The sequence below is a fragment of the Mucilaginibacter aurantiaciroseus genome (assembly GCF_024055595.1).
GTDB classification, from domain to species: Bacteria; Bacteroidota; Bacteroidia; order Sphingobacteriales; family Sphingobacteriaceae; genus Mucilaginibacter; species Mucilaginibacter aurantiaciroseus.
Map to the genome: position 1 here is coordinate 720,802 of NZ_JAMXOF010000002.1, position 15,058 is coordinate 735,859.

17 protein-coding genes are annotated in these 15,058 nt (G+C 44.9%); 8 read left to right on the plus strand and 9 right to left on the minus strand.

Annotation, left to right across the window (positions count from 1 at the left end):
- Positions 1-242: 242 nt before the first annotated feature.
- Entirely contained in the window at positions 243-386 is a 144-nt protein-coding gene (locus NAF17_RS11460) for a hypothetical protein (protein WP_252758123.1), read from the minus strand.
- 122 nt (positions 387-508) lie between these two features.
- The gene (locus NAF17_RS11465; RefSeq protein WP_252758124.1) at positions 509-1,045 is read right to left on the minus strand and encodes a hypothetical protein; all 537 of its coding nucleotides are present in this window, start codon (positions 1,043-1,045) and stop codon (positions 509-511) included.
- A 142-nt stretch (positions 1,046-1,187) separates the two neighbouring features.
- Between NAF17_RS11465 and NAF17_RS11470 the strand changes: the two genes are divergently transcribed.
- On the plus strand, positions 1,188-1,364 hold the full coding sequence (locus NAF17_RS11470) for a hypothetical protein (RefSeq protein WP_252758125.1): 177 nt from the start codon (positions 1,188-1,190) through the stop codon (positions 1,362-1,364).
- Positions 1,365-1,485: 121 nt separating this feature from the next.
- Here NAF17_RS11470 and NAF17_RS11475 read toward each other — a convergent pair whose 3' ends face one another.
- A complete protein-coding gene (locus NAF17_RS11475; protein WP_252758126.1) occupies positions 1,486-3,522 on the minus strand; it encodes a hypothetical protein in 2,037 nt (678 codons plus the stop codon).
- Between the two features lie 35 nt (positions 3,523-3,557).
- Between NAF17_RS11475 and NAF17_RS11480 the strand changes: the two genes are divergently transcribed.
- Positions 3,558-4,049 (plus strand): hypothetical protein, encoded by a 492-nt coding sequence (locus NAF17_RS11480; protein WP_252758127.1) that lies wholly within the window; start codon positions 3,558-3,560, stop codon positions 4,047-4,049.
- A 156-nt stretch (positions 4,050-4,205) separates the two neighbouring features.
- On the plus strand, positions 4,206-4,655 hold the full coding sequence (locus NAF17_RS18315; protein ID WP_370341055.1) for a lipocalin family protein: 450 nt from the start codon (positions 4,206-4,208) through the stop codon (positions 4,653-4,655).
- A 9-nt stretch (positions 4,656-4,664) separates the two neighbouring features.
- Here the strand turns inward: NAF17_RS18315 and NAF17_RS11485 are convergent, their stop codons facing one another.
- The 6 genes from NAF17_RS11485 to NAF17_RS11510 all read right to left on the minus strand — a co-directional run bounded on the left by NAF17_RS11485 (position 4,665) and on the right by NAF17_RS11510 (position 10,066).
- A complete protein-coding gene (locus tag NAF17_RS11485; protein WP_252758128.1) occupies positions 4,665-6,758 on the minus strand; it encodes a hypothetical protein in 2,094 nt (697 codons plus the stop codon).
- Positions 6,759-6,792: 34 nt separating this feature from the next.
- The gene (locus NAF17_RS11490; RefSeq protein ID WP_252758129.1) at positions 6,793-7,233 is read right to left on the minus strand and encodes a hypothetical protein; all 441 of its coding nucleotides are present in this window, start codon (positions 7,231-7,233) and stop codon (positions 6,793-6,795) included.
- Positions 7,234-7,396: 163 nt separating this feature from the next.
- A complete protein-coding gene (locus NAF17_RS11495) occupies positions 7,397-7,585 on the minus strand; it encodes a hypothetical protein (protein WP_252758130.1) in 189 nt (62 codons plus the stop codon).
- Positions 7,528-8,229, minus strand: coding sequence for a hypothetical protein (locus tag NAF17_RS11500; RefSeq protein WP_252758131.1), 702 nt, complete (start codon positions 8,227-8,229; stop codon positions 7,528-7,530). The genes NAF17_RS11495 and NAF17_RS11500 overlap by 58 nt, the downstream gene beginning before the upstream one ends.
- A gap of 92 nt (positions 8,230-8,321) precedes the next feature.
- Complete coding sequence (locus NAF17_RS11505) at positions 8,322-9,536, minus strand: PBSX family phage terminase large subunit (protein ID WP_252758132.1); 1,215 nt, start codon at positions 9,534-9,536, stop codon at positions 8,322-8,324.
- A gap of 68 nt (positions 9,537-9,604) precedes the next feature.
- The gene (locus NAF17_RS11510) at positions 9,605-10,066 is read right to left on the minus strand and encodes a DNA-packaging protein (RefSeq protein WP_252758133.1); all 462 of its coding nucleotides are present in this window, start codon (positions 10,064-10,066) and stop codon (positions 9,605-9,607) included.
- A gap of 180 nt (positions 10,067-10,246) precedes the next feature.
- Between NAF17_RS11510 and NAF17_RS11515 the strand changes: the two genes are divergently transcribed.
- From NAF17_RS11515 to NAF17_RS11535, 5 genes are all read left to right on the plus strand, one after another.
- Positions 10,247-11,107, plus strand: coding sequence for a chromate resistance protein ChrB domain-containing protein (locus NAF17_RS11515; RefSeq protein WP_252758134.1), 861 nt, complete (start codon positions 10,247-10,249; stop codon positions 11,105-11,107).
- 46 nt (positions 11,108-11,153) lie between these two features.
- Positions 11,154-12,314 carry a chromate transporter gene (locus NAF17_RS11520; RefSeq protein ID WP_252758135.1) on the plus strand — a complete coding sequence of 387 codons (1,161 nt, stop codon included), beginning with the start codon at positions 11,154-11,156 and terminating at the stop codon, positions 12,312-12,314.
- A 1-nt stretch (position 12,315) separates the two neighbouring features.
- Positions 12,316-12,819, plus strand: coding sequence for a hypothetical protein (locus NAF17_RS11525; protein ID WP_252758136.1), 504 nt, complete (start codon positions 12,316-12,318; stop codon positions 12,817-12,819).
- A gap of 208 nt (positions 12,820-13,027) precedes the next feature.
- Complete coding sequence (locus tag NAF17_RS11530) at positions 13,028-14,275, plus strand: BamA/TamA family outer membrane protein (protein WP_252758137.1); 1,248 nt, start codon at positions 13,028-13,030, stop codon at positions 14,273-14,275.
- Between the two features lie 182 nt (positions 14,276-14,457).
- A complete protein-coding gene (locus tag NAF17_RS11535) occupies positions 14,458-15,048 on the plus strand; it encodes a hypothetical protein (protein ID WP_252758138.1) in 591 nt (196 codons plus the stop codon).
- The last annotated feature ends 10 nt before the right edge of the window (positions 15,049-15,058 follow it).

A 15,058-nucleotide genomic window follows, 5' to 3' on the forward strand; every position in this document is an offset into this window, starting at 1 on the left:
ATAATTACTAATTTTATTGGTAAATATAAAAATGTGATTTATGAAAAGCAAAAAAAGTTTTAATTAAGACAGACCTGCTTAAAATTAGATTGACCTTGCAAGAAGAATTCTTGCTCGATTTTGGGTCGAAGTTGCAAACTTCGACCAGTAGGAGGTTTGCCGCCAGCTTCAGCCAGTTCCTTATTTTGCTTATTTAGGTTAATCATAGATTGCACCACCTCGGGCAATTTTTCGCCAATGCCTTACAGGCCGGCTTTTAAACCATCAGCAAAAGCGGGTAGCTTGCTGTTTAATCCAACTACAGATTTCTGTAGTTCATCTAAGGCCTCTTTGTATTTTTTTGCCTGCTCAATTTCATTTTCGGTAACGGAGTTATACTTTGCCATATGAATTGTGTTTTATATGCCATTTGGCATAATTTATTGTTTAAAAATATGCTTGAAATAATCAGGCCTACATTATTTGTGTTAAGTATGTTCTATGGGTGGGCGCCTCTAAACGTTAGCGTTTATTTTGCCGCGGCCGGGTTATTTGTAGAAACCTCGAACCCAAGTACGTAAAAAGGCTCGTCAGTAAATTTATATCCTGTTGGCAACTTAATCTCACTTTCGTAATACCTGCGCTCTAAACCTAATTTATTGGTGCCAAATTGGTAGTAGAGCATCTTAGTGCCAAATTCGGTATCTAATATTTTGTAGCCCTGGTAATAACCTATAAAGTTGCTATTGTGCTTAGCTAAGCTATCGCTATTGATCACCCAGCCACCGTCAATTGCTATTTTTTTGCCATTACCATTCACGGGTTCTGCAGTTCGGTAAAGTGTTATGGTATATTTCCCATCTGTTTTACCCATCCACTCAGCGGCATAAAGTTTATCATTTGCATGGGCATGGTTGTTACTTAAGTTGTAATATTCAAAATATAAAACATCCCGAAAAATATATACCGGTATTGCCAGGATAATTAATACGCCCAAAATAATTAAGATGGTCCTTTTAAACCGTTTCTTTTTAGGTGGAGTGTTGTTGGTTACGGTATCGGTCAAGTTTTTTTTCTGAGGCCATATTGGTTTAAGTTTGCTAAAAATATTGGTAAATATAATTAACCATTTTGTTAATTGCAAAAAAAATAGCCATTTATTGTAACAAAATTTTAGCGCCTTAATCCTACCTAAAACCACAAAGATCATGATCATTCTAAAATCCGATTACTTTAGCGCTCATGAGCGCCTTATCCGTTTCATCAATGAAAACCACATTAAGCGCGAGGATATATTGGTTATTACCCAGGCTCCAGGGTCATTCACCATATTTTTTTATGCGGATGATGCCGTGCAGGAGATAACGCATGGGATGTTCTCGTAATAGAATCAGGAATTATAGGGTCAAGAATCAAGATAAGACAAAGCGGGCGACGGCATAATCTATCGCGATATGCATTGTTTCTAAAGTATTGACTCTTGCTTCTAAAAGTCCCGGCTCTTTATCACAGCTTCACCAACTCTACCTTTACCGGTTGGCCTTTGCGCCAGCTGTCAATTTTGTTAATGTAGTAGTAGGCGCCGTCCTGCTCCAGGTAAACAGGGATCAGCAGGTCAAGCTCCAGGATATCGCGCGGATTCAGCATAAAATAACGCTCTACCTTTTTGGTTTGCTGCAGTATGAGTTCCAGTTCGGGGTAGTAGGTGAGGCGCAGGTTTTCCCATAGCAGGCTGTCGGTTTGGCCCGGCTTGTAAAAGTACGGTACAGCTATAGTATCGTTATTTACTATGTTGGTTGTGCCATCGGTAAAGGTTACCTGTTTGCTTAGGTTAAGCAGGTTTAACTTTTGATCTATAAGCAGCCGGGGCTGTGTGCCGATGTTAAAATCAATGGCGTTTATATCGCTCGTGGTATCAACCTTTAGGATCTGGGCTATGCTGCCGCCAATGTAGGGGCGGTTAAGGGTAGGGGCAAACCGGCTCTCGAAAAGCGTGGCGGTTGCCGGCAAGGTTTTATCTGCAACGTTTATTTGCGCGTTGCCGAATGCTTTAGGCAGTATGGCTTCATCCAGCTTATATTCCATGGTGTTTACCTGCGCGTAGCCACCCAGCTGGAAAGCTACGGTTTTACCCTGGTCCAGGCATTTAGCGGTCCAGTTTTTGGCCGCCGGGATGTTATTGACAATATCCCTGAACGATGCGAAGGTTACCACCCGGTTTGTATTATCGGTTTGGCAGATGATACCGAAACGCTGCAGCGTATCTTTAAGGAGGTCTTTTTGGGTGATGTCGGGGAAGATGCGTTCGCATTGCACCTGCTGTTTGTAAAGCACATTTATATCCTTAGATTTAATGATGAGCGAGGAGCCGCTGTAAAGCGTAAAGTTAGCATGGGTGTTACCAAAAAACTCGTACTCCACGCTTATTTCGTCGCCAACGGTAAGTTCAACATCTGCCGCCATGTTGCGGGGTTCAAAATCATGCCAGCCATAAATATTACCGCCGTTTCCTTTTTCCCTGTCGCGCGTGTCCCATACCGAAAAATCGTAATTTGTTTCGTTTGCGCTTACGGTACCCAACGCTGTTTTAACCGCAATGCGGATAACTACATATGCCGGGTAACCCGTAACCCGCCCGTATAACCTAAATTTTTGGAATCTTACCTCCACATTAACTGTAGTTATTTGTTTAGCACGGTAAACGTACCCGTTAAATTGGCTGTGCTGGTAGGTGGTGGTATCGGTAAAGGGTAGCACACCACGGTTATCGGCCACGTTGTTATGGTTAATAACCCGGGTGCCGCCCACAAAGGCGGTAATGCCGTACTCATCCGGTTTGTTTTGGGTATTGCCGCCGTGTTCAAAATTATCATTCGCAAATTGTACTATCAGCTTATCATACAAAGGCTGTTTAAGTAAAAAAGAATGGGGGTTAATGCGGTACCCCGCGCTTTTTACAAAAAGGTCTATAGCGGTTTTTAGGAAAAAGCCGGGGCGCAGGTAGCGCACATCAACTTGCGGGTTGTTGCTAAAATAGGGCTCAATGCGGCCATAATCAACCACCGGCCATATCCACCCCGATGTATTGCTTTGCGAAGCAACTACTGTGGCTACATCCCAGGTATGGTCAAACGGGGCAAAAAGGCCTTGTTTGCCTATGGGGGTGGTGCTATCGCCCATGTCGTAGATCTTAACATCCAGGCTGTCAAAAAAATCAACGTTGCCGCTAAGGATGGTAATGGCCGCGCTATCCTGTTCAACACTATTTAAAACAGCAAGCCCGCTGGGTACTATTTCCAGCCCGTCCTGTATTATTTTGGCCTGGTAATTATTATATGGCAGGGCGGTGGTAAAGGCCACATCATCGGGGAAGCCCAGTATCTGGCGGTTGCGCTGTGTAAGCGGCAGTTTAAACTGGTTGCTGGTATTGCCCTGTTGGTTTTTTACCTCGGCCAGGTTGTTTATCTGGAAGGTAAGGGCAACGGGGCTATCGTCTGCCAGGTCAACCAATTCGTCGTTTAGGTATAGTTGTAGTTGGTTCATGGTTTTTTTTTATATTATCTTTGGAATATCCTTATATGAAAAACGTTTACTCCCTCATTTTGATCCTTTCAGTTATTGGCCTTGCTTTTTCGTCTTGTAAAAAAGAGGATAAAAAAGAAGAAGTAGTTGCTGCAATTAGTTTAGTGGCTAATTGGAAAACTGCTACGGTTAACCGGGAACTCTTTTTTAAAAATAACACCACCGGGATAAAATATCCCCTTGCCATAAGTGACTATGTTGACCACATTAAATTTAATGCAGACGGAACCGGCAACATGTCGGTAAGCGGGGTGGTTATCAGGAAATTTACATACACATTTACCAATGCAGATATCCATTTTGCAAACGTGTTCTCTTACAATGGAAAAGATTGGATCCATACTGACAGTTTTATGTTTTTTATAAACAGTTTTACCGGCCAGGAAATAGTTTTTACCCAAAACGATTATAATTACAACCACGTGGTACAGAATGGTAAAGAGTACGACCAAATTGTTACCAATGTTAAAATTGTTAAGGAAAATTAATTACGACTTACCAGTATTTTACCTCGTTTAAAAAATCAAACCGGCTCTATCAGTGTGGGTTTTGTGAGGTTGAACTGAGGCCAAATTATAATCTCCGAGCAATTTAAATCCTAAAAAAGGTTTATTTAACAACCAAACTTATTTACGCCTAACTACATGAACCTTAGAATATTATTACTGGCATTGCTTTTTGCTGTTTGCTTTGCAGCTTGTAAAAAAGATGATAAGGCTGCTTCTGTGTCAATAGAAGGTAAATGGTATCTTACAGCACTCAAATTATCAACCTTTAAAAATGGGGTTGAGTATGTTGGAACGGACGCGAGATCCGACGGGTTTAAAGCCGAGTATTATTTCACTTTCGACGATAACAATAGCGGAGTGGAACACTCCCCGGACTCTTATTTTTCTTATATGCCCTTTACTTATTCTCTCTCAAATTCGGTATTAATGGTTAAGCCATCACTGCATATCGTAAATCATAACAAGTTTACGATAAACAAATTGTCGGATAGTGACATGACGCTTACCGTAAAAATAACTAACGCGGACAAATCATATAGCTTAATAGTGTTAACGTTGAGCCAAACAAGGCCGGCCGGGTATTAGTGAAACCACTTACTGCACCTGGATATTTATTGCCGGCAGGTTAAAAGTTAAGCTGAATGGCGCCTGGCCGTTGCGGGTTTCGTACTCGCTGTAGGTGGCCGTGTTGATTACGATGGTTTGCCATTTCACCGAGTTTTTGTTCACCAGCATTTGCACCTTGGGCGAGTACTTGATGGCTTGCAGGCCTTTTATATCTGCAACGCCCAGGTCCTCGGCCATTACCCTTATTTTTTGGCCCGCCGTTTTGCTGATCACCTCCTCAATGCTGTCCTGGTGTTCCCAATCGCTTACGTAGTTTTTGATGATCACGGCGTTTTGCACATCAAGGCTAACTTCCTGGTTATACACAAAGCGGTAATAGTTCCAGCTGCCGCTTAGGCCTATCCAGCGCAGGTAAACCGACTGATCGTCCACCGCGTCATCTATCCTGATGGTTTGTGTTTTGGTAACCGTATGCGTGGTATCGCCATCCCTATACTTTAAGGCTACATTAATGTAATAAACATCATTGGCAAAATTAGTGTTGATGAGCAAGCGGTTTAAACCCAACTGCGCAGGCACGGGCACCATGCTTTGGCTTTGCCGGGCTATCACCAGTTTGCCGCCATCCCGGTTAAGTAACCACCCTCCATCATCGTTTAACAAATAACCGGTTTGCGGGCCGCCGGGCAATGGGTTGCGGTTAATATCCAGCGGGGTAAACTCGGCAAACAAGTTGCGGCCCGTAAGTTCATCGCCATAAATAAAACCGATATCAAACGGGTAACCGTTGCTGTAGGCCGGTTCGGCGAAGTCGGTGATCCAGCCGGCTTTTTCGGCTCCGGTTGGCAACAATGCAAAAGGTACGTAGGTTGCCAGGTTACCGCCATAACGTTCGCCTAGTTGTTTGGCGGCGTATAGCACGTAATATGGTTGCTCGATGGTGTTGTTAACAGCCGTGTGCCCGTCCCATTCTTCGGCGTAGGCAATTTTGTAGCTGGCGCTTAGGTTTAGGTCGCGGTAGTTGGTTAGCGCGTAATCGCTTTCATCACGGGCGCGCAGTAGGCTTTGCAAAAAGTTGGAGATATCGGCACGGGTAACGCCCTTGTTATTTGGGCGGTTGGTGGATGTAATGGTGCTTTCGCGCCCGGTTATCTTATCATAAAATGTAATGCGGGTGGTAACTTTATAGTAAGGCCTTAAACGATTTATATTGATGAAACCCGTGCTGTAACCCGGGAAAGGTGTATCAATAACCATGGCGTTTGCAACATCGTTAGAAAAATATTTCTCCATCACTTTAAAAGTGCCCGTGCAGGTGGGGGTTTCTATGTAAACCATATCGCCCGGTATAACTGCACCCAGATCAGTATTTGTAAATACGAGGGTGAGGCCGTTTACGGTGTGCAGCTGCAGGTCGGTAACTATAAAGTCTTTACGCTGGTAAGTGAACACGACCGGGTTAAAAGCAGCGTTCCACCTGGAGATGTTGCCGCCCGGCAAGGTTACCGACGGGTCTGACTGCAGCAGGTTGTTTACCGTAGGGATAAACACCTGTTTGCTTACCGTATTACCCGCGCTATCGGTTATCGTAACGGTGTGGTTGCCACTGGCCAGGCCTGCAAATACGGGCGATACCTGCGACAATATCCCATCGATATTATACCCTATTGGATACTGCGATGCCTTGGCGTTAATTGTTATTTGCGCGTCGCGGGTACCCGGTGATGTTTCGGGGTTGTCTACATGGATGCTTGTAATTTCGAGGTCGCTGTAAGCCGGTACGGGCGGTGGTGTGCCCGTACCCGCGGTAAGGGAATGGAAAGCAAATGCCTTACTGGCGGCAGATACCACATTGTGTTTACTGTTAAAAGTTACATGCCCTATCTCGCCATCCCATATCAGCAGCTTCATCCCGGGGATGGGCTCGGTTGTTATAAAGCTTGTGGTATTATCTTCGTTTATAAATTTATAGGTAACGGCGGCATAATCGCCGTTTGCAGGTTGCCCGGTTACGGCATCGTATATGGCCGCGTAAACCTTGGCGTAAAGCGTCATGCTGCCATAGGTATCGGTAATTACCGCCGGCTTGTTATAGCTTTCTATGTGTGCTGTTAAACTCATTTTTTATGGTTGTTTGGTTAGGTAGGTGATGGGTTTAATAAACATCGTAATACATAGTGTTGAGCGTTACGGTTAGGCCAACACCGGTAGTGTTTACATCAAACTTGTTGTACACCGGCACGCATTTAGCCTTTTCGCCCGCCCTAATGCGGAAGTAGCGGCCCTCGCCATCGCGGTATTTACCCGCCTTTACCATAAACTCGTTAGCCATGCGCAGCGCCCGCTGTATGTAAGTTTCATTTTCGGCAGTGAACTGACCAAATTCAGTCTTGTACAAAAACTCGAGGTACAGGGTAAACACATTATCTACCGAGCCATTTACCTGTGGCGACACCACAATAGGCTGCATAGGGTACATAAACACGCAAGGGAAGGCGGTATCATCTGCCAGGGTGTTCAGTTCTTTTTCGGTACCGTATAAAAAGGTAGGGGAGGCATTGAGGGTTTGGGTAATGGTTTCTATTTGATTGCGCATGGGGTTGGTGATTAGAGGTTGGATGAACCTGCAATTGTGAGCCTGCCGAACCATTAGCCGGGCAAACAGGTATTCGACAAGCGCAGACTTACAATTTTAAATTTATATTTTATGTAAAGGGTCTTATTTCCCTTTCCTTTGGAGAGGGCTAAGGAAAGGCCTCCTACATCATCTCACTATACCGCTTCTGGTACTCCGCTTCGGTTTTGTTGAGGAGCAGTTTGGTGAGGACGCGTTCGTAGGGCATGGCCAGTACCTGGTTCCATTTGGTGATGTCGCCGCCGGCGAGGGCGTTTATGGTGTTGATGTATTTAAACTTCTCGAACGACTGGATGCCCGCGCGTTTTTCCATAGCCGTTGCAGCCGATGCCAAAAGCCGGTTCTCGGTTTCGATAAGTTGGGATAGCTCATAAAAAAATGTTTGGCTATGGGCAGTGCCTCCGTTACCCTTAGTTTTTTAATGGTTTCGGTAAAGGCGGCGGCGGCATATTCATCATACACATTACCCGTGGCAAGGCAATAAAAGTAATAGGCCAGCACCTTGCAGCAGGCGGTGAGGGAGGGGTTAAAATAGTCCTTCCAGTTCTCTTCGCCGTAAATTTTTACGTGTTCGGTTATCTCGTCGGCAATAACATCCCGCGCGGCCATAAAAGCACCGGCGGGCTCTACCGACAGGTTACTGATCACCTTTACGGTAACAGGTTTATGATCTACTTCCAGGCTTACCTTCTTCGGGATCTCATCGCTATTGTACAGGTATTTTATCTGGTGCGATAAGCTGAGCACTGCATCGGCGAAAGCCATAAAATCGTTGGCATCGCGTACCGTTTTAAGATCTGCTACAGGCAAGCCCGAGAGGATGCTGATGGCATCCAGATCGCCCAGGTTTGGGTTATCCTGCAGGGCCATCATTTGCCCAAGCGTTACTTCGTTGAGTTGCGAGGGGATGGCTACCCGCAGCTTGCCATGTGTGGTTATGAGCGTTTTTTCTATCATATTATTTGTGGGATTACACCGATTTAGATGATTAGGTTGATTGCACCGATTGAACGATTATATTGATTATACCGATGGATTGATCTTTCCGATTAGCCGATCAGTTCGCCTAAGATACCGCCGTTGGCTGGTGGGTGTTGTTGGGTGGGCAGCCTGCTTTTTACCTGGCTGTTTCCTTTAGTATTCAACTTGTTCAACGCTACATACCGCAGGGGGTCTATCAGGTGGTTGCAGGTATCAATGGGTTGGTTTAGGGTGCGGCCGCTGTTATCGGTGCGCCATTTGTATTTGCCCAGTTCCTTACGCAGGTTTACGCTGTTGCGGGTAACATTTATTTTGTAGCGTTTCAGGATGTCTATCGAGTTCTTGATGCTATCGGCACCCTTTTTGGCCCCGGTTACAAACCAGCCCCTCCGCTTTAGTTCCTCTATCGATTTTGGTTCGGCGCTGTCGGCAATAATCTCTGTCGATTTGCTGATGAATTGTTCCTTTAACTTGCCCGATATATCGGTATTGGTGAGGCCGGTTTCGTAAAACAACTCATCCACCCAAAGCTCGCCGTTTTGCTTGTACACCAGCAGGCAGCCGGTTTCGTCGATACTGTAACCAAAATCCAGCCCGGCGGCAATTAGTTTGGCATCCTGCGGGATGGCCTCGCAAACCTGCCAGTTGCTAAACACCAGGCCTGTTATTTTGCCGGTGAGGCCGCGGGCGTAAACCTTCCACAGTTCCAGGTCTTCGTTTTTCAGGGCTTCTATCTTTTTCCGCATCGGCTCATCATTAAAGGGGTTGTGCCGATGGTCGGATATTAAAAGCTGCACGCCGGGCTTGCCTATCAGCTTCTCGTGCACCCAAAAGCCGCTGTTGGGGTTGTAGTCAATATAGATCCGTTTTTTGGTACGCAGGGCAAGTTCGGTATAAACATCCCAGCCAATGCCGTTGGCCTCGTTCACAAACAGGTAATCACGCTTGCCACTCTTGGCGTCCTGCGCGTTAGCATAGCTTTTAAACTCAATGAGGCTGCCATTATGGAACTCAAAGATCCGGTCGGTTTTGTTGTAGTTTTTGATGAGGCGTTTAAATACGTCCGAACCATCGTAGATCTGCTGCGCATCGCGGATAGCGCCCGACTTTAGATTGGGGATATCCTGGCCAACCACGGTTATCACCAGCTTTTCGGTTTCCACAGCCAGGCAAAAAAGCACCTGTTCAATGGCGTAGGTTTTGCCCGAACTTGTACCGCCCTGGTTGATCACCACATTGGCGGCAGACTCGTAATTATGTTTAAATAGGGTAGATGTTTTCATTAGGTTATTTAGTAGGGGGGGTTAAGGGTGCAAATACATAATGCCTTTACAAACTTTTTTTATGAAGCTTAATTAAGCGATACTTCTTTTTCGTTAAATGCCACTTTTACCCCCGGATCAGAAATTTCGATAGTTAGGGTTTTAGGCAGATCCTTAAAAAGATCATCAGCCTTTTCGTTCCAGCCCAGGTTCTTTAAAAAGAATATCGCCCCGGTTGACGACTGGAAATGGAGCCGTTTTTCATACTCGGCCTCTACCCTTAAGCGTGCCTTTTTTGCCAGGTGTGCAAACTTGCCATCCTTTTCGTACGCCTCAAGTTCGGTTATACTAATAAAGCCTAAGGCTAATGTCAGGCCGGATAGGGTAGCCGGCTCGGGCTGGCGGTCCCATACCTTTTGATCGATAAGATCATTTTTGTCTTTAGCAGTTTTCGACGGTACTTTTTCGATATGATATTTTCCCTCTATAAAGCGAAAATATGTTGCAATACGCGCCCTGAAAGCTTTGATGGTGCTTAAGTGTTTTTTCATGAAGTTTGCGTTTAATGATTATTATGCCGATTGACATTTGTTGTATACAAAGATAATACTTATTCTTTAATAATACAAATTTTTTAAAGAAATTTCTTGAATAATCTTGTAAATAACATAGGGTGATGTTACAGGTGGATTTTAGGTTTCTTGATTACATTTGTATCTCATAATACAAAGATGAAATGGATTACCCGTGAGCGCCCAAAGATTGACCGTATTGCCTGCCCCTGGCTGATCAGGCGGTTTATTGATGTTGAAGCGGAGATCATCTTTGTACCGTTGGACCAAGTGTTGGCAATAGCAAAGGAAATAAACGCCACACCTTTTGACCTGCCCGGTATAGAATATACGCACTACGAAGATCAATGCACTTTCGACTATTTTATTAAAAAGTACGGGCTGAAGGATGCGGCACTAAACCGGTTAGCTGCCATTGTGCGTGGCGCGGATACCGACCGCCATGATTTTGCGCCGCAGTCTGCCGGATTGGAAGCGATCTTTTCAGGCCTGGCTTATAACATAAAAGACGACCACGAGCTGCTGGAATTTGGGATGACCATTTATGATGGGCTATACAGTTGGGCCAAACACCTGCACCAATTAAAACATACGCAGGCAGGGCCGGTTGAACAGATGTTGCTGGAAGTGTTCCATAAGTACATCAAACAAAACAACTCAAAGAAAGCGCCTGAATGGGCTAAAGAGCTGAAAGAGATGATCCAGGATCAATTAGATACCAATATGGCCCTAAGTTTGCAGCAGGTGTCTGATGAACTGGAGATCAACCCGACGTATTTATCCCGCGAATTTTCCAAGTACTTTGATAACCTATCCTTTGGCGACTATATCCGCAAACTCCGTATTGATAAGGCTATGTACCTGATTGCAACTACGGATTATTTATTAACAGAGATCGCTTACCTCACGGGCTTTTCTGACCAGAGCCATTTCAACCGCATCTTTAAAAAGCAAACAGGCCAAAATCCGTCTCTTTACAAAAAAAGCATTCTCAAAAGTAAAGCGGATACAAATAGATAATTCCGTACAAGTTTTTAAATTTTTTATTGGGTAATATTGTTGCACAATGACGAAGCTGTATTCTTTGTGGGACATTACACGCTATTTTCTGAAGCTGGGTGCATGGGGTTTTGGCGGGCCGGTGGCTTTGGTAGGTTATATGCAGCGCGACCTTGTAGAAGATAAAGGCTGGCTTACAGAGGAAGAATACAAAGAGGGCCTGGCCTTAGCGCAACTGGCACCCGGCCCGTTGGCGGCGCAATTAGGCATTTACATCGGCTTTGTTCACTATGGACTGATAGGCGCTACTTTAACGGGGCTGGCTTTTGTGTTGCCATCCTTTTTTATGGTATTACTGTTGGGCATGGCTTATCAATTGTATGGCGGTTTAGCCTGGATGCAGGCCGTATTTTACGGGGTAGGGGCGGCAGTGATAGGCATTATTGCCATGAGTAGCTATAAACTCACCATAAAGTCCATCAGTAAGCTACAATTAACAGCCATGAAAGCCAAATGGTTGTTGTGGTTATTTTACGCTGCCGGCATTGTAATTACCGTTATTACCGAACGCGAAGAGATCCTTCTATTCCTGGCCTGCGGTTTTTTATATATGGCGATCAAAGCGCCGCCTAAATGGCTTAAAAATTCCGCGGTAATGCCGGCCGGTATATTCATCAGCACTGGCTTTTGGAAATACGATGGCAAGGCCTTGCAAGAGATTGGCTGGTTTTTTTTGAAAGCCGGGGCATTTGTATTTGGCAGCGGCCTGGCTATCGTTCCGTTTTTGCATGGCGGGGTAGTTAAAGAGTTTGGCTGGCTTAACGAACACCAGTTTTTAGATGCGGTAGCGGTGGCTATGATAACCCCGGGGCCGGTGGTAATTACTGTGGGCTTTATCGGTTATTTAGTAGCCGGTTTTCCCGGCGCATGCGTGGCGGCTTTAGCTACATTTTTGCCTTGCTATGTGTTTACGGTAGCTTTGGCGCCATCATTTAAAAAGATAGCGAAGAATACCAGCATCAAAGCATTTGTTGAAGGTATAACCGCCGCCGTGATAGGCGCTTTGGTTGGCTCGGTGATCGTCATCGGTTTGCGATCCATCATCGATGTCCCAACTGCACTAATAGGCATAGCTGCCGTATTAGCCCTCATATATATTAAAAAACTACAAGAACCTTACATCATCATGATTGCCGCGATCATCGGCATTCTAATCAAAACGCTTTAATATGTTTAAACACTTTTACACAACGGTTTTATTACTGGCAATTGTCAAAATAAGTTTTGCTCAGCAACCTGCAACTTATCCAAGGGTAACGGGCTATTTTAGCATAGTGCAACCATTAACCACTTTATCGGGCGGCAATTTCCATAGCAATTTTAGTAATGTATACGTAATCGGTTTTCCGTTTGGTATGAACATTTTAAAGAGCGATAACTTCGGGATAAGCTTTGAAGTGGCCCCGGTAATCCGTACCGAAAAGAACATCTCCAAAGTGAGTTCGGTATTATTCCATCCCGGCGCGATGTTTCGCTTTAAGCATGGCTTTACCTTTATTGGCCGTATGGCCTTTGAAACCAGCGGCCGGTTTGGGGTAACGCCGGTGTTTAACCAGATCATAAAAAAAGGCAGGAATGCCAGTCTTTTTGTTTCTGTACCGTTTCCAATTAGGTTTGGTAACGATCAGTCAGCATCAGTAAGTACGGGAATCCAATTAGGCGTATCATTTTAGCAATACTAATAGTTGTATGCTTCGGGTATGAGGTAAATTTTGTGAGATCAACTTTGGGAAAGTGTGGTATTTTCTTATGCTATTTGCAATCTCCATCAAAAAAAACATTTGATGTGTAACAGGCTGTTGCAATCAGGTGTCTATCCATCACAAATATATTATCTTTGCAGCGCTTCCCCTCCGGCGATTAACCCTCACATCCCTAACAATGAAATTAGCTATATTGCTGATAGCAATTTTTCTTATTCCTTTTGCCGCCCTGCATGCGCAGGAAGAAAGCAGTACGGTAAAACTTACCCGTACCCGCATTAACGATACCCTGGTGGTTGCCCAGCAGGATACCTCCGCGCAAAAAGATCTATATGATGTCATCAGGTCCATCTTCAACAAAAAAGGAACGGTAGCCAACAAGGGCACAACGGTTTTTGGTACAAAACCCGTATTTTCTGTTTTGCCGGCTGTAGGGTACACGCTGCAAACCAAACTGGCGGTAACGCTGTCGGGTAATATCGCGTTCCGCATTTTGGGCAACTCGCGTATATCTACCATATCGTCCAATACGGCCTATACACAAAACAAGCAGATCATCATCCCCATCCACTCCAACATCTGGACGACAGGCGACAGGTTCAACTTCATCGGCGACCTTAAATATTACAAATACCCGCAAAGCACATTCGGTTTGGGTACGGATTCTAGATCGAGTAATGAGAACCCGGTAGATTATACCCTGGTGCGCTTTTACGAAACCATCCTGACCAGGGTAGTGGGCAACCTGTATGCCGGGGCGGGTTTTATATACGATCATCATTTTAACGTGTCTGAAAAGGGCAACCCGGATGGCAGCGTGTCTGACTATGCCTTGTATGGAGATAAGAGCAGCACCACATCCGCAGGCATAACGCTTAACGCGCTGATAGACATGCGCGATAATCCTATTAACCCAACCCGTGGCTTTTACGCCGGGGTGCAGTTTAGGGATAACAAAAGCTTTTTGGGCAGCACATCGCCGTGGACCTCGCTGGTGATAGATGTACGCAAATACTACCGCTTCCCGGCGTCATCGCATAACGTTATCGCCTTTTGGAGCTACAACTGGCTGGTGTTAAACGGCAAGCCCCCATACCTGGATCTGCCGGCCATTACGTGGGACCTATACAACGGCACGGGCAGGGGTTACATACAGGGCCGTTTTCGTGGCGCGAAAATGGTTTATGCCGAAAGCGAGTACCGTTATCGCATCACTAAAAATGGTTTATTGGGTGGTGTAGCGTTCCTAAATGCCGAGTCGTTTTCGGGCGCGCCGGGTACCCGTTTGCAACAGGTACAACCGGGTTATGGCGCGGGTTTGAGGCTTAAACTGAACAAGGTATCCAAGACAAATATCGCCATTGATTATGGCTTTGGTAACCAGGGTTCTAAGGGCGTATTTATAACCGTGGGCGAAATATTTTAAACCTTTTTTACCAGGCCATATCTAATAAAAATATATGATGAAATTTTAATGAAATTAGCTAATCTTTGGTATGTTTAATGCGTATACTTGCTAAAGTTAAAAAGTGTTAAATAATGGCTTAGAAACTATTAAAAACGCGTAATTGTTAATATTTTTATTAACTTTAAAGCATATATTAACCTATGGGCTCAAAACGGTTTACTAATTGGTATTTTTCACTTGTACTGCTCCTTTCGGTGCTGTTGGTGTCGTGCCAAAAAGATACCGGCGACCAGCAGGTAGAGCAAAAGAAAATAGCCCTTGCTGCCGATAGCACCTTAAAGGCAACATCACCCGATAATTTTCTGGCAACTGAGGGTATGCTTACCATTACCATGCAGGATAGTGTTTACACATTTGATGCCCAAAAAGATTCGATAGCGTTTGTGAACATGAGCGTTGGCGATAACCGTTACTTTGGTATCACTGCTATCAACAAGGCCCATACGTTAAGCTTTGGTGTAAGTTCTAAAGGCGCCGCTGCCGATAGCCTTATCAAGCCTGTTGCAGGCGGCCAGCTGCTGATGATGGCCGATGTGATCCACACCAAACAGTTTACCCTTATTCAATATGCCGAGCCGGGCGATGCAGGCAAAATAATGCTCGACCAATATCGCCAAAAGGATGTGCTTGCAAAAGGTACTTTTTTTACGTTTTTGTCGAAGGACGATGAGCCTAATTCATCGCTTTACAGAGTAGAGGGCACCTTTAATTTGAAGCTCAAAAAGCAGTAATTGCCATCCC

What these genes read in the sequence shown, in the direction of transcription:
- NAF17_RS11530 (WP_252758137.1), top strand. Translation starts at nt 13,028, where the DNA reads ATGAAATTAGCTATATTGCTGATAGCAATTTTTCTTATTCCTTTTGCC.
- NAF17_RS11505 (WP_252758132.1), bottom strand. Translation starts at nt 9,536, where the DNA reads ATGAAAACATCTACCCTATTTAAACATAATTACGAGTCTGCCGCCAAT.
- NAF17_RS11515 (WP_252758134.1), top strand. Translation starts at nt 10,247, where the DNA reads ATGAAATGGATTACCCGTGAGCGCCCAAAGATTGACCGTATTGCCTGC.
- NAF17_RS11475 (WP_252758126.1), bottom strand. Translation starts at nt 3,522, where the DNA reads ATGAACCAACTACAACTATACCTAAACGACGAATTGGTTGACCTGGCA.
- NAF17_RS11495 (WP_252758130.1), bottom strand. Translation starts at nt 7,585, where the DNA reads ATGGAAAAACGCGCGGGCATCCAGTCGTTCGAGAAGTTTAAATACATC.
- NAF17_RS11535 (WP_252758138.1), top strand. Translation starts at nt 14,458, where the DNA reads ATGGGCTCAAAACGGTTTACTAATTGGTATTTTTCACTTGTACTGCTC.
- NAF17_RS11500 (WP_252758131.1), bottom strand. Translation starts at nt 8,229, where the DNA reads ATGATAGAAAAAACGCTCATAACCACACATGGCAAGCTGCGGGTAGCC.
- NAF17_RS11520 (WP_252758135.1), top strand. Translation starts at nt 11,154, where the DNA reads ATGACGAAGCTGTATTCTTTGTGGGACATTACACGCTATTTTCTGAAG.
- NAF17_RS18315 (WP_370341055.1), top strand. Translation starts at nt 4,206, where the DNA reads ATGAACCTTAGAATATTATTACTGGCATTGCTTTTTGCTGTTTGCTTT.
- NAF17_RS11470 (WP_252758125.1), top strand. Translation starts at nt 1,188, where the DNA reads ATGATCATTCTAAAATCCGATTACTTTAGCGCTCATGAGCGCCTTATC.
- NAF17_RS11460 (WP_252758123.1), bottom strand. Translation starts at nt 386, where the DNA reads ATGGCAAAGTATAACTCCGTTACCGAAAATGAAATTGAGCAGGCAAAA.
- NAF17_RS11480 (WP_252758127.1), top strand. Translation starts at nt 3,558, where the DNA reads ATGAAAAACGTTTACTCCCTCATTTTGATCCTTTCAGTTATTGGCCTT.
- NAF17_RS11510 (WP_252758133.1), bottom strand. Translation starts at nt 10,066, where the DNA reads ATGAAAAAACACTTAAGCACCATCAAAGCTTTCAGGGCGCGTATTGCA.
- NAF17_RS11525 (WP_252758136.1), top strand. Translation starts at nt 12,316, where the DNA reads ATGTTTAAACACTTTTACACAACGGTTTTATTACTGGCAATTGTCAAA.
- NAF17_RS11485 (WP_252758128.1), bottom strand. Translation starts at nt 6,758, where the DNA reads ATGAGTTTAACAGCACACATAGAAAGCTATAACAAGCCGGCGGTAATT.
- NAF17_RS11490 (WP_252758129.1), bottom strand. Translation starts at nt 7,233, where the DNA reads ATGCGCAATCAAATAGAAACCATTACCCAAACCCTCAATGCCTCCCCT.